Source organism: Streptomyces sp. NPDC045955, assembly GCF_056430805.1.
Genome location: NZ_JBWKKY010000011.1, coordinates 42,029 through 54,748 on the forward strand (window position 1 = coordinate 42,029; position 12,720 = coordinate 54,748).

The 12,720-nt window shown below is 72.0% G+C and carries 9 protein-coding genes; all 9 read right to left on the reverse strand.

Annotated elements, in window-relative coordinates; genetic code table 11:
* Positions 1-46: 46 nt before the first annotated feature.
* The gene (locus AC07F0_RS23200) at positions 47-1,459 is read right to left on the reverse strand and encodes an alkaline phosphatase family protein (protein WP_478981486.1); all 1,413 of its coding nucleotides are present in this window, start codon (positions 1,457-1,459) and stop codon (positions 47-49) included.
* Positions 1,456-2,625 (reverse strand): metabolite traffic protein EboE, encoded by a 1,170-nt coding sequence (gene eboE, locus AC07F0_RS23205; protein WP_478981488.1) that lies wholly within the window; start codon positions 2,623-2,625, stop codon positions 1,456-1,458. The genes AC07F0_RS23200 and eboE overlap by 4 nt, the downstream gene beginning before the upstream one ends.
* A gap of 3 nt (positions 2,626-2,628) precedes the next feature.
* Entirely contained in the window at positions 2,629-3,567 is a 939-nt protein-coding gene (locus AC07F0_RS23210; protein WP_478981490.1) for a TatD family hydrolase, read from the reverse strand.
* Positions 3,567-4,325 (reverse strand): EboA domain-containing protein, encoded by a 759-nt coding sequence (locus tag AC07F0_RS23215; RefSeq protein ID WP_478981492.1) that lies wholly within the window; start codon positions 4,323-4,325, stop codon positions 3,567-3,569. Before AC07F0_RS23215 ends, AC07F0_RS23210 begins: the two co-directional genes overlap by 1 nt.
* A complete protein-coding gene (locus AC07F0_RS23220; RefSeq protein WP_478981494.1) occupies positions 4,322-5,293 on the reverse strand; it encodes a sugar phosphate isomerase/epimerase family protein in 972 nt (323 codons plus the stop codon). The genes AC07F0_RS23215 and AC07F0_RS23220 overlap by 4 nt, the downstream gene beginning before the upstream one ends.
* Positions 5,290-6,327 carry an SCO3242 family prenyltransferase gene (locus AC07F0_RS23225; RefSeq protein WP_478981496.1) on the reverse strand — a complete coding sequence of 346 codons (1,038 nt, stop codon included), beginning with the start codon at positions 6,325-6,327 and terminating at the stop codon, positions 5,290-5,292. Before AC07F0_RS23225 ends, AC07F0_RS23220 begins: the two co-directional genes overlap by 4 nt.
* Entirely contained in the window at positions 6,324-7,643 is a 1,320-nt protein-coding gene (locus AC07F0_RS23230; RefSeq protein ID WP_478981498.1) for an inositol-3-phosphate synthase, read from the reverse strand. Before AC07F0_RS23230 ends, AC07F0_RS23225 begins: the two co-directional genes overlap by 4 nt.
* 83 nt (positions 7,644-7,726) lie before the next feature.
* On the reverse strand, positions 7,727-11,449 hold the full coding sequence (locus AC07F0_RS23235) for a ThuA domain-containing protein (protein ID WP_478981500.1): 3,723 nt from the start codon (positions 11,447-11,449) through the stop codon (positions 7,727-7,729).
* A gap of 261 nt (positions 11,450-11,710) precedes the next feature.
* On the reverse strand, positions 11,711-12,709 hold the full coding sequence (locus AC07F0_RS23240) for a sugar phosphate isomerase/epimerase family protein (RefSeq protein ID WP_478981502.1): 999 nt from the start codon (positions 12,707-12,709) through the stop codon (positions 11,711-11,713).
* Positions 12,710-12,720 lie beyond the last annotated feature (11 nt).

The following is a 12,720-nucleotide window of genomic DNA, read 5'->3' on the forward strand; positions in this document are numbered from 1 at the left end:
TGGTGAGTGCTTCACTTGTGACCAGTCGGGGCTGAGGGCTGCGGCCTCAGTCGAGACCGGCGAGTCGGAGCAGCAGTGACTTCACATCGGTGGCCGCGACGCGGTCGCCGACAGCGCGGGGGGTGGAGCAGATGAGGAGCGGACCGTCGTCGTCGCTCGCCGGAAGGCGGCCGTGGCTGCCGCGAATAGGTGAAGGGTCCAGGGGCACGACCGCCATGCGGTAGCGCATGCCGAGTTTCTTGCGGGCCAGCGCGGTGGCCGCCTTGACCTTGACGTAGGGGTCGAGGGGATCCATGAAGAGCTCGGCCGGGTCGTAGCCGGGTTTGCGGTGGATCTCGACGAGCTGCGCGAAGTCGGGCGCGCGGGCGTCGTCGAGCCAGTAGTAGTACGTGAACCAGGCGTCGGGTTCCGCCACGGCGACGAGTTCGCCGGCGCGCGGATGGTCGAGGTGGTGGGCCTTCTTGCCCTCGTCGTCGAGGAGTTGCTCGATGCCGGGCAGGCCGTCGAGGGCGGCCCGGGTGGCGTCGAGGTCCTCGGGGCGCCGCACGTAGACGTGGGCGATCTGGTGGTCGGCGACAGCGAAGGCACGGGACGCCATCGGGTCGAGGTACTCCATGCCGTCCTGCGTGTGCACCTCCAGCAGGCCGGCGCGGCGCAGGGCCCGGTTGATGTCGACGGGCCGGTTCACCCGGGTGATGCCGTACTCGGACAGTGCGACGACCGTGCGGCCCTCGGCGCGGGCGTCGTCCAGGAGCGGTGCCATGGCGGCGTCCAGGTCGGCGGCCGCCTTCAGGGAGCGCGGGTCGTCGGGGCCGAAGCGCTGCAGATCGTAGTCGAGGTGAGGGAGGTAGCAGAGCGTGAGGTCCGGGTGCCGGTTGCGGTTGATGTGGCGGGTCGCGTCGATGATCCACCGGCTGGAGACGAGGTCCGCTCCGGGGCCCCAGAAGTGGAAGAGGGGGAACGTGCCGAGTTCTTCGGTGAGTTCGTCGTGCAGCGCGGCCGGCCTGGTGTAGCAGTCGGGTTCCTTGCGGCCGTCGGCGTAGTAGACCGGACGGGGGGTGACGGTGATGTCGGTGTCGGCGCCCATGGCGTACCACCAGCAGATGTTCGCGACGGTGTAGCCGGGGTGGGCGCGGCGGGCGGCGTCCCAGAGTTTGTCACCGGCCACGAGGCCGTTGTGCTGGCGCCACAGGAGGACGTCGCCGAGTTCGCGGAAGTACCAGCCGTTGCCGACGATGCCGTGCTCCGAGGGCATGGTGCCGGTGAGGAACGTGGACTGGGCGGCGCAGGTGACGGCGGGCAGGACGGTGCCCAGCGCGGCGCGGGAGCCTGACCGGCCGAGCGCCTTGAGGTGGGGCATGTGGTCGAGGAGACGGGGGGTGAGGCCGACGACGTCGAGGACGAGGAGCGGTGTGGGGCGGTCCGCGGTGGCCGGGGCCGGGTGCTCATGGGTGCTCATGGCAGCTCCTTCAGGCCGAGGTCCGTCAACAGGTCGCGGGCGAGGGTGAGTTCGGCGGCGATGCCCTCGGCGAGCTGGCTGCGGCTCCGGGGGCGCAGCTCGGGCGGGAGGGCCTGCCAGGTGTAGGTCTCGACCTCCAGGTGGCGGGTGAGCGGGACAGGGCCGCCGACGAGCCGGGTGAGCGCGGTCTTCAGGACCGGGAGTGTGGAGGTGAGGGGTGCGGCGGGGGCCGCGTGCAGGGGGACGTGGAAGTGGGCGCGCCAGGGTGCGCCGTCGGGCAGGGCGTGGCCGGCGACGGCCTCGTCGAGGTCGTCGGTGGCGCGCAGGCCGGCGGCGGTGGCCGTGCGGGTCTGGTGCAGGAAGCGGGGTTCGGCGAAGGCGGCGAGGGCCTCGCGGACCTCGGGCAGATGGGGGTGTTCGGCGTGCAGGGCGGCGGAGAGCTGGGATTTGACGACGGGGACGCGGGCCTCTGTGAGGGCGTCCAGGGCGGTGTGCGGGTCTTCGAAGGAGGTGGCGAGGTGGCAGGTGTCGACGCAGATGCCGATGCGGTCGTGGGCGATCGCGGTGAGCGGGGCGATGGCGTCGTGAGTGGTCTCCACGACGCAGCCGGGTTCCGGTTCCAGCCCGACGCGGAGGGAGCGGCCGGTCAGCTCCTCGATGGCGTCGAGGCGTTCGGCGAGGGTGCGCAGGGCGGTGCGGGCGGTCTGTGCGCGTTCGTCGTCGTACGCGGTGCGCCAGGCGAGGGGCAGGGTGGAGATGGTGCCGTCGCGGACGTCGTCGGGGAGGAGCCCGGCGAGGACGCGGGCCAGGGCGGTGGTGTGGTCGAGGCGTGCGGGGTCGGCCCAGTCCGGCTTGTAGACGCGGTACTTGACCTCTTCGGCGCCGAAGCCCTCGTACGGGAAGCCGTTGAGGGTGACGACCTCGAGGCCGCGCCGGTCGAGCTCGGCGCGCAGACCGCGCAGCGCGGACGGGTCGGTGTCGAGGGCGTGGGCGGCGTCCCTGGCGAGCCACAGCCCGATGCCGAGCCGGTCGCGGCCCAGGCGGCGACGGACGGGTTCGCAGTGGTCGCGGAGCTGCGCGAGGACGCCGTCGAGGGTCTCGGCGGGGTGGACGTTGGTGCAGTAGGCGAGGTGGACCGTGGAGCCGTCGGGGTGGCGGAAGCGCATGGTTCACGCCCCCGCGGCGGGGACGCGGGCCGGCTCGCCGCCGTCTTCCGGGCCGAGGTCCGGCTCCCCCGGCCCTCCCGGCTCCCCCGGCTCCTTCGGTACGCCGCGGAGGATGGAGTTGCCCTCGTGGGTGGCCTCCGTGCCGGTGACGTCGAGGGTCAGGCGGCCGCTGAGCCCGTAGAAGGCGACGGGGTTGCGCCACAGCACCTGGTCGACGTCGTCCTCGCCGAAGCCCTCGGCCAGCATCAGGTCGCCGACCTTGCGGGTCTTCAGAGGGTCGCTCTTTCCCCAGTCGGCGGCGGAGTTGACCAGGACCTGCTCGGTGCCGTAGGCGCGCAGGATCGCGATCATCCGCTCCTCGTCCATCTTGGTGTCCGGATAGACGGAGAAGCCCAGCCAGCAGCCGCTGTCCTTCGCCTCCTTGACGGTGGTCTCGTTGAGGTGGTCGACCAGGACGCGTTCCGGGGGCAGCGCGGACTCCCGGACGACGTCGAGGGTGCGGCGCAGACCGGCGAGCTTGTCGCGGTGCGGGGTGTGTACGAGGGCGGGCAGTCCGTGGTCGGCGGCGAGCTGGAGCTGGGCGGCGAGGGCGGTGTCCTCGGCGGGGGTCATGGAGTCGTAGCCGATCTCGCCGACGGCCACGACGTTGTCCTTGACGAGATACCGGGGCAGTGCGTCGAGGACGGGCACACAGCGCGGGTCGTTCGCCTCCTTGGGGTTGAGCGCCAGCGTGCAGTGGTGGGCGATGCCGTACTGAGCGGCGCGGAACGGCTCCCAGCCGAGGAGGGAGTCGAAGTAGTCGAGGAAGGAGGCGGGCGAGGTGCGGGGCTGGCCGAGCCAGAAGGAGGGCTCGACGACGGCGCGGACTCCGGCGGCGTGCATGGCCTCGTAGTCGTCCGTGGTCCGGGACGTCATGTGAATGTGGGGGTCGAAGATGCGCATCAGGACTCCTTGCCGTGGGGGTGGTCCGTGCCGGGGGCCGGGGTCACGGACTCGGTCAGGTCCAGGACGCGGTACAGGTCCTCGGGGACGGCGCGGCCGGCGGCGGTGCGTTCGGCGGCGTAGTCGCCCAGCATGCGGGCGAGTTCGCCGTCGCCGCGGGCACGCCGGGGCAGGTCCGCCACGTGGTCGACGGGGACACCGGTGAACAGGCACTTCAGCACTGCGTGGCGCCAGTCGTGCGGGCCGAGATGCCGGGCGGCGTACGGGCCCAGGGCGGCGCTGAGGAGCCGCGTGTCGTTGGTGCGCAGGGCGTCCTCGACGAGTGGGAGGGCGCCGGGGCCGGACACGAGGTGGGGCAGGGCCTGCAGCACGGCGCGGCGCTCGTCGGCGGTGCCCTGGAAGTACACCCGGGTGAGGGCGTCGGTGTCGGCACGGGCCGCTTCGAGGATGAGGACGCGTGCGGCATCGGCGTAGCCGGCACCGCAGCGCCGGCCGGCCTCCGCGAGGCGCAGTTCCCACGCGGAGATGGGCCCGTGCATGCCGGGGTGGGCGGCGGCTTCGGCGAGGGCGTGCTCGAGCCAGGTGCGGGCGGCGGGATCGAGATGGCCGGTGAGGTGGCGGCGGAGGTCGTCCAGGGAGGAGGTGAGAGCGGTGTCGAGGGTGGCCTGGGGGGTGCGGGTGCTGTGGGCCTGGGTGTCGTCCTGGGTGTCCTGGGAGCCGTCGGTTCTCGCCGCCGGCGTGGTGCGGTGGTGGGTCATGGGGTGCTGCTCCCTTCAGGGGCGGTGGAGGGAGCGCCGTGGGGTGGCGCGGCCTGCTGGAGGGCCGGAGCGGGGTGCGGCGACGTGGTGGCCGCGATCTGCTCGGCATGGCGGAGGAACGGGAGGGAGTGTCCGGCGTGGTGAGGGCCGGCGTGGGAGTGGCGGGGCAGTTCGACGACGGTCAGGCCCTGATAGCCGGTGGTGGCGAGGGCCGCCAGGACCGGCGGGAAGTCGATCTCCCCGTCCCCGAAGGGGAGGTGCTCGTGGACGCCACGCCGCATGTCCTCGATCTGTACGTGCCGCAGCCAGGGGGCGGCTGCGCGCACGCAGTCGGCGGGAGAGAGGGGTTCGAGGCACTGGCAGTGGCCGATGTCGAGAGTGAGCCCGAGAGGTTCGGGATCGCCGAGGATGCGGCGGAGGTGGTGGAAGTCGGCCAGGGTGGCGAGGAGGTGACCCGGTTCGGGCTCGACGGCGAGCGGAACGCCGGCGGACGCGGCGGCGTCCAGGACGGGCGTGAGGGTCTCGGCGAGGCGCTTCCACGCGGTGTCCGTGTCGGTGCCCTCCGGGAGGATCCCGCTGAAGCAATGGACCGCGTGGGCGCCGAGGTCGGCCGCGACGCGCACGGCCCGCAGGAGGAGGTCGGCACGGCGGGCCCGGTCGCCGGGGTCCGGGTCCAGCAGGGAGGGGCCGTGTTTGCGGCGCGGGTCGAGCACATAGCGGGCGCCCGTCTCCACGGTGACACCGAGCCCGAGCGCGTCCAGCCGGTGGGCGACGCGGCGGGTGCGGGCGGCCAGGTCGGGGGCGAGCGGGTCGAGATGCATGTGGTCGAGGGTCAGCCCCACGCCGTCGTATCCGAGGTCGGCGAGAAGGCACAGCGCGTCGTCCAGCCGGAGATCGGCGAGGCCGTTGGTGCCGTAGCCGAAGCGGAGGGGCCGGCGGGCGTCGAGGGGAGAGGTCCCTGGATTCACGTCACACTCACCTTCTTCGCGAACCGCGCTCCCAGCGGGGCCAGGGCCGCGACGAGGAGGGCCGTGGCCGTGCCCTTGGAGCGGGCGGTCAGGGTGGCCTGGAGGGGGATCGTGGCGCGGATGCCGGCACCGACTGCTCGTTGGGTGAGCGGAGGTGAGGGGTTGAGCGCGGCGTGGAAGTAGGGGCGGGCGGTCGCCGCGGCGTAAGCGGCCGCGAGGACGGTGGTGAGGTGTGCCGTGGGTTTACGGCCGAGCGCAGCTCCGGGGGGCGGAGTCGCTCGTGACCCGGGAAGGCCATGAGCGGTTGCCCCTCGGTGGTCCGACGGGCGGTGCGTCACCACATGGGTCAGCAGGGCGGTCGTCGCGAGGGCCGACAGGGGGGCCAGCGGTGAGCCGCCCTGGGCCTCCTGGCGGGAGACCGTCGTGACGGCCAGGGTGTGGGTGCCGAGGAGGGCGGCGGAGGGCAGGGCCTCGCGGGTACGGCCGGTGGTGGCCGCTGCGCCCAGGAGCAGGTCCAGTCCGCGGGCCGCGCCCATGGCCACGGGTCCGGCGGGCGTGTGCTTCAGACCGAGGTCGTACGCCCAGACGGTCGCCGCCAGGGGTGCCGCGACGGCCAGGGCCGGGCGGCCGGCGCGGGCGGCCAGGGCCAGTCCGGCTCCGGTGAGGGCACAGGCCGCGGTGAGCGCGGCGGCGGGGCGGATGCGGCCGGAGGGCAGGGGGCGGTGGGGGCGTTCGACGGCGTCGACGTCGCGGTCCGCCCAGTCGTTGAGGGCCATGCCGGCCTCGTACAGGCAGAGGGAGGAGCCGATGGCGAGCAGGGTGCGGGCGTTGGGTGGTGCGCCGGCGGCGGCCGTGCCGGCGAGTGCGTCGCCGGGCACGCTGAACAGGGCCGGGAGACGCAGGAGTTCCGCCCAGGCGCGTGCGCGTGTGGGGCGCCCGGTGCTGCCGCAGGGCGCCGTGCCGTCGGCGTCCCCTCCGAGGGAGGTGCCATCCGTACGGCCTGAGGCTCCGCAAAGGCGTTCTCGCCGCCTCACCGGAGGCCCTCCATCCCCTGGGCCTGCTCCGCCCGACCGATCTCGCGGCCTTCTCCGGCGCCGTGCCGGAGGCCGGGGCCCTCATCCGCGCTCTGCCGGAGTCCCGCACCCTGCCGGAGGTCCGCGCCCTGCCGAAGACCCGCGCCCTCCCCCGGCCCCGCCGGGCCTGCCAGCCCTGCCGGTCCCATCGCCCCCGCTTCCCGCAGGCTCCCGGCGAAGCCGATCAGTGCCTCGTACTGCTCGGACAGCGCCGACGGCGCGTCCCCCACCGGGTCCTTGAAGTAGAAGGCGAGGGCGTCCAGCGGGCCGGACAGGCCCGCCTCGTGGGCTCGGGCGGTCAGGCGGGCGAGGTCGAGGACGAGGGGTGCCGCCAGGGCGGAGTCGCAGCCCTGCCAGGTGGTCTGGAGGATCATGCGGGTGCCGAGGAAGCCGTCGAAGGCGATGTGGTCCCAGGCGGTCTTCCAGTCGCCGAGGGCGGGGACGTCGTCGATGTGGGTCTCGCCCTGGGGCGTGGTGCCGAGGGTGTCGGTGAGGACCCGTTCCTTGCCCGCATTCTTGGCCGCCGCGGCGGCCGGGTCGGCCAGGGCTGCGCCGTCGCCGCCGCCGAGGAGGTTCGTGCCGGACCAGGCGCGGACGGTCAGGGCCCGCTGGGCGAACATGGGGCCGAGCACCGAGCGCAGGAGGGTCTGGCCGGTCTTGCCGTCGCGGCCGGCGTACGGCAGGCCGCTGCGTTCGGCCTCGCGGGCGGCGACGGGGTGGTGCATGCCTTCGGAGGGGGTGAAGTTGACGTAGGGGCAGCCCGCGCGCAGGGCAGCCAGCGCGTACAGGGTGCTGGCCGGCGGCGGGGCGTCGGGCCCCTGGCAGGCGGGTTCGGTGGAGGCGACGTTCACCACCACGGCCCGCTCCAGTTCATGGCGGTGGACGAAGTCGTGGATGTCGTCGGCGAAGGCCGTGATCAGTTCGGCCTCGCTCCTGGTGTCCCCCGGAGTGGGGCCGCCGGGCCTGATCTCCCGGTCGGCGGCGGTGAGTTCGGCGGCGACCGCGGTGCCGATGCCCGGCGGGAGGACGCCGCCGGCGGTCAGGGTCTCGGCGCGTTTGGGCAGGGGGCAGTCGACGGTGTCGTGACCCCCGAAGACGAGGTCGGACAGCGCGGGCAGACCACTGTCGGTGAACGCCAGTGTCTCGGTCACCATGCCGGTGGGCGGGTGCAGACCCGCGGCGACGGCGGCGCACCCCGTGACGACGGTGGTGGCGACGGAGCCGCGAGCTCCGATCAGCCACACCCCCACACGCGGTCGGGAGAGGGACGCGGACATGTGCAGCCTCCTGATCGTGCGCGAACCCGGGGGGGACGGGAGACGACGGGCGGGGGTCCGGCGTCCCCCGCCCGCCGCCGCTCTCAGCCGCCCGTGACGGGCAGTTCCTTCAACTGGATGTTGCGGAAGGAGACCTGGTCGTCGGCTCCATGGTTCTGGAGGCCGATGTAGCCGTCGGTCAGGCTCCGCTGGGGGTCCTTGTTGGTGAAGTCGTTGATCTTGACTCCGTTGAGGAACACCTGGAGGCGTTCGCCCTGGACCTTGATCTCGTAGGAGTTCCACTGGCCGGGCGGCCGCAGAACCTGGTCACGGGCCTTGATGTTCGCCGACTTGAACGAGTAGACGGAGCCCGTGGTCCGGTCGGCCGCGTCCGTGGCGTCGATCTGGATCTCGTAGCCCTTGTTCACCGCGGACCAGGGGTCGTCGGAGGCCGGGAAGCCCACGAAGATCCCGGAGTTGTCGTCTCCCCGCATCTTCCAGTCGAGCTTGAGGGAGTACGACTTCAGCTCCTTGGCCTGGTACCAGAGCAGGCCCATGCCGCCCTCGGTCTCCAGGGTGCCGTCCTTGACGTTGAACCTGCCGGGGCCGGCCTGCTTCCAGCCGTCCAGGGTCTGGCCGTTGAAGATCTTCCGGTAGTCCTTGCTGGGCTTGCAGTCCGCCTTCACCTGGCCGGTGGCGTACTTCAGGCCGCCGAGCAGATGGGCGCGGAAGGCCTCGTCGGCGTAGGACTCCTTGGTGTGGCCGCCGCCGGTGTAGAAGGACCGGCCGCCGCCGTAGCTCTGGCACCAGGCGATCGGGTGGTCGCCCTTCATGTTCCCGCCCTGGTAGGTGGTCTCGTCCAGGGTGGCGAGGACCTTGGCCTGCTCGCGCGGGTTGGTGCGGTAGTTGTACCACTCGTCCGTGCGCTCCCAGGCGTCGCCCAGGTGCGCGGTCGACGGGTGGTCGTGGTCCTCGACGCGGACGGTGGCCTTCTGGATGGCCGGGTGCGAGTCGAAGTAGGCGCCGACGAGGCCGCCGTAGAACTCCCAGTCGTACTCGGTGTCGGCGGCGGCGTGGATGCCCATGTAGCCGCCGCCGTTCTTCACGTAGTTCTCGAACGCCTTCTGCTGCTCGGCGTCGAGCACGTCACCGGTGGTGGACAGGAAGGCGACCGCGTCGTACTTGGCGAGGTTGGCGGTGGTGAACTGCTTCGCCTCCTCGGTGGCGTCGACCGTGATGCCGGCCGGACCGCCGAGTTCCTTCAGCGCGGCGATGCCGGCCGGGATGGAGTCGTGGCGGAAGCCGGCGGTCTTGGAGAAGACCAGGACCTTCTTGCCGCCCTTGAACGGCTCCTTGGAGAACTCGAAGTCGTCCACGTCGTACAGCGCGCCCTCGCCGCCCTTGAAGACCAGGTAGATGTCCGTGGTCTTCTTGGGCAGCGACCGCAGCGGCACGTCGACGTTCTGGAACGTCTCCCAGCCGCCGGTCGGCGGGATGTACGCCGATCCGTGCAGCGGACCGTCGGGCGAGCCGGTGCGCAGTTCGATGAAGCCGCCCGCGCCGCCGGAGGAGGCCCGCACGGTCATCTTCTTCTGCCCGTCGAACCGGTAGGGGCTGAAGGAGATCCAGTCGCCGTCGTCGATGTCGCCGACGGTCTTGCCGCCGTTGGCGCCGGTCTTCTCGATCACGGACACGCCCGACTGGGTGGTGAAGTGCTCGCCCTGGCGGTGCAGCGGCTGGAGCACGGTGCGGGCGGTCCCGGTCAGGGCCTCCTGGCCGTTCGCCCCGCCGTCGGTGTAGCTGGCGCCGACGACGCCGTAGATGTCGGCGTTGGGGTCGTGGCCGCCGTCACCGGCGGGCGGCTTCAGGGTTCCCTCGCAGCCCATCTCGCTGGTCAGCTCGTGGGCGTGGGAGTCGTGACCGAGGCTGTAGACGACCTTGACCTTGGAGCAGTCGATGGTCTCCTCGGGGTCGGTGACGGTCACCTTGAACGGGACGGGCTTGCCGAATTCGGCCAGGGTGCCGTTGCCGGGGACGTCGATCCTCACCTTGGGCTCGGTGTTGCCGACCACGATCCGGACGCTGGCGTTGCCGGTGTTGCCCTCGGGGTCCCTGGCGGTGAAGGTGGCGCTGTAGGTGCCGACCTTCTTGTACTTGTGGGTGGGGTTGAGGCCCTCGCCCTTGGTGCCGTCGCCGAAGTCCCAGCTGTAGGTGAGGTTCGGGGAGTCGGCGTCCTTGGCCGAGCCGGTGAACGTGACCTTCAGGCCGGCCGCCCCGGACGTCTTGTCGGCGCTCACCTCGGCGATCGGTGAGAAGCCGTCCTCGGCGTTCTCGATCCGGTAGAGGGCGGAGTTCTCGTCGCCCTGGAACCAGGAGACGCCGTAGTCCAGGACGTAGAGCGCGCCGTCGGGGCCGAACTCCATGTCCATGATCTGGGTGCCGGTCCACGGGAAGTCGTTGATCTTCGCGACGGAGCCGTCCCCGTTCTGCTCGATCCGCTTGATCCACCGGCGGCCGAACTCGCCCGCGAAGAAGTCACCGTCGTACGCCTCGGGGAACTTCACGCTGGAGTCGAGCTCGGGGTCGTAGCGGTAGACCGGGCCGGCCATCGGGGACTCGGAGCCGTCGCCGAACTCGGGCACGGAGCCGCCGTCGTACGGGATCCAGGCGGCCTGCGCGGGTGGCAGGTCGACCAGGCCCGTGTTGTACGGCGAGGTGTTCTTCGGGGCGTCGCAGTCGAACTTCTCGCCGGACTGCTTGGTGGCGAAGTCGTAGTCGACGTAGGCGTCGTTGGCGCCGGTGCAGAAGGGCCAGCCGAAGTTGGCCGCCTTGGTCACCTTGGCGAACTCGACCTGTCCTGCCGGGCCGCGCTTGGGGTCGGCGGCGCCCGCGTCGGGGCCGTAGTCGCCGACGTACACGATGCCGGTCTTGTCGTCGACGCTCATCCGGAACGGGTTGCGGAAGCCCATCGCGTAGATCTCGGGACGGGTCTTCTCCGTGCCCGGGGCGAAGAGATTGCCCTCCGGGATCGTGTACGAGCCGTCCTCGGCGACCTTGATGCGCAGGATCTTGCCGCGCAGGTCGTTGGTGTTGGCGGAGCTGCGGCGGGCGTCGAAGGCGGGGTTGCGCCCCTCGCGGTCGTCGATCGGCGTGTAGCCGTCGGAGGCGAAGGGGTTGGTGTCGTCGCCGGTCGACAGGTAGAGGTTGCCGTCCGCGTCGAAGTCGATGTCGCCGCCGACGTGGCAGCAGGTGCCGCGGGAGGCCGCGACGTCGAGGACCTTCTTCTCGCTGGCCAGGTCCAGCGTGCCGTTGGCCTTGAGGACGAAGCGGGAGAGGCGGTTGACGCCGTCGAACTTCTTGAAGTCCTCGGCAGTACCGGTCTCCGGGGCGTCGCCCGCGGGCGTGTCGAGCGGCGGGGCGTAGTAGAGGTAGATCGCCCGGTTGTTCTTGAAGTCCGGGTCGATGCCGACGCCTTGGAGGCCTTCCTCGTCGTGGCTGTAGACGGGGATCTTGCCGGCGACCTTGGTGACACCGCCCTGGTCGGTGAGGCGTAGCGTGCCGTCGCGCGAGGTGTGCAGGACGCTGCGGTCCGGGAGCACGGCGAGCGACATCGGCTCGCCCGTCTCGGGTTCGCCCTTGGCGAGCGGCACCTGCTGGAACTGGCCCTCGGCGGCCGCCGGTTCGCCCTGCTCCGCTTGGCCGGGGTGGGCTCCGGCGACGGTGGCCGGGGTGCCCACGGCGAGGAGCAGGCCGGTGACCAAGGCGACGGTGGTGCGCAGCCTGGGCCGCCTGGGGGTGCGGGTGCTTCTGGGTCTGGTTCTGTGCACGAAGTCCCTCCGGGAACGGGGTGGGCCGTACGGAATGGGTGCGAAGGGTGCGGTGCGGGCGCCGGGGTGCGCCGTCACCCCGGAGGTACGTGTGTCCTGAACGCTTCAAGGAAGGTAACCGTGTCCGTCCGGGGCCAACACCCCTTGGATCAGGATCGGTTGAGCTCTCCGAGCCCAGGACGAAGCAGGATCCGGGCAGGTCGGAGGGGGGACCGGCCGGTGGAACCGGTCCCCGTCCCCGACCAGCGAGGAGTGCGTGGCTCAGCTGTTGAACGCGGCGTCGAAGGACGCGCTGGGCGGCTCGAAGTCGAACGCCTTGAGGCGGGTCAGGGCCTCGGGGGCGCCCTGCAGCCGGTCCATGCCGGCGTCCTCCCACTCGACCGAGACCGGGCCCTGGTAGCCGATGGAGCGCAGCATCCGGAAGACGTCCTCCCAGGGGACGTCGCCGTGCCCGGCGGAGACGAAGTCCCAGCCGCGCCGGGGGTCGCCCCAGGGCAGGTGGGAGCCGAGCCGGCCGTTGCGCCCGTCGAGGCGCTTGCGGGCCTCCTTGCAGTCGACGTGGTAGATCCGGTCGCGGAAGTCCCAGAGGAAGCCGACCGGGTCGAGGTCCTGCCACACGAAGTGCGAAGGGTCGAAGTTCAGGCCGAACGCGGGGCGGTTCCCGACGGCGTCCAGGGCCCGCTGCGTGGTCCAGTAGTCGTAGGCGATCTCGCTGGGGTGGACCTCGTGCGCGAACCGCACGCCCTCCGCGTCGAAGACGTCCAGGATCGGGTTCCAGCGGTCGGCGAAGTCCTGGTAGCCCCGCTCGATCATCGTGTCGGGGGCGGGCGGGAACATGGCGACCAGGTGCCAGATGGCGGAGCCGGTGAAGCCGATGACGGTGTCGACGCCGAAGGCGGCCGCGGCGCGCGCGGTGTCCCTCATGCGGTCCGCGGCCCGCTGCCGGACCCCTTCCGGGTCGCCGTCGCCCCAGACTTCTCCCGGCAGGATCGCCTGGTGGCGTTCGTCGATGATGGCGTCGCAGACGGCCTGGCCGACCAGGTGGTTGGAGATGGCCCAGCACTTGAGGCCGTACTTGTCGAGGAGCGCCCGGCGGCCGTCGAGGTACCCGGGGTCGGACAGGGCCTTGTCGACTTCGAAGTGGTCGCCCCAGCAGGCCAGTTCGAGCCCGTCGTAGCCGAAGTCGCGGGCGAGCCGGCAGACCTCCTCCAGCGGCAGGTCGGCCCACTGGCCGGTGAACAGCGTGAATGTGCGCGGCATGCGCGTCAGCC

Bases quoted from the DNA above. Each gene is read 5' to 3' on its own strand.
- AC07F0_RS23210 (WP_478981490.1), bottom strand. From the start codon at position 3,567: ATGCGCATCTTCGACCCCCACATTCACATGACGTCCCGGACCACGGAC.
- AC07F0_RS23230 (WP_478981498.1), bottom strand. From the start codon at position 7,643: ATGTCCGCGTCCCTCTCCCGACCGCGTGTGGGGGTGTGGCTGATCGGA.
- eboE (WP_478981488.1), bottom strand. From the start codon at position 2,625: ATGCGCTTCCGCCACCCCGACGGCTCCACGGTCCACCTCGCCTACTGC.
- AC07F0_RS23240 (WP_478981502.1), bottom strand. From the start codon at position 12,709: ATGCCGCGCACATTCACGCTGTTCACCGGCCAGTGGGCCGACCTGCCG.
- AC07F0_RS23215 (WP_478981492.1), bottom strand. From the start codon at position 4,325: ATGACCCACCACCGCACCACGCCGGCGGCGAGAACCGACGGCTCCCAG.
- AC07F0_RS23200 (WP_478981486.1), bottom strand. From the start codon at position 1,459: ATGAGCACCCATGAGCACCCGGCCCCGGCCACCGCGGACCGCCCCACA.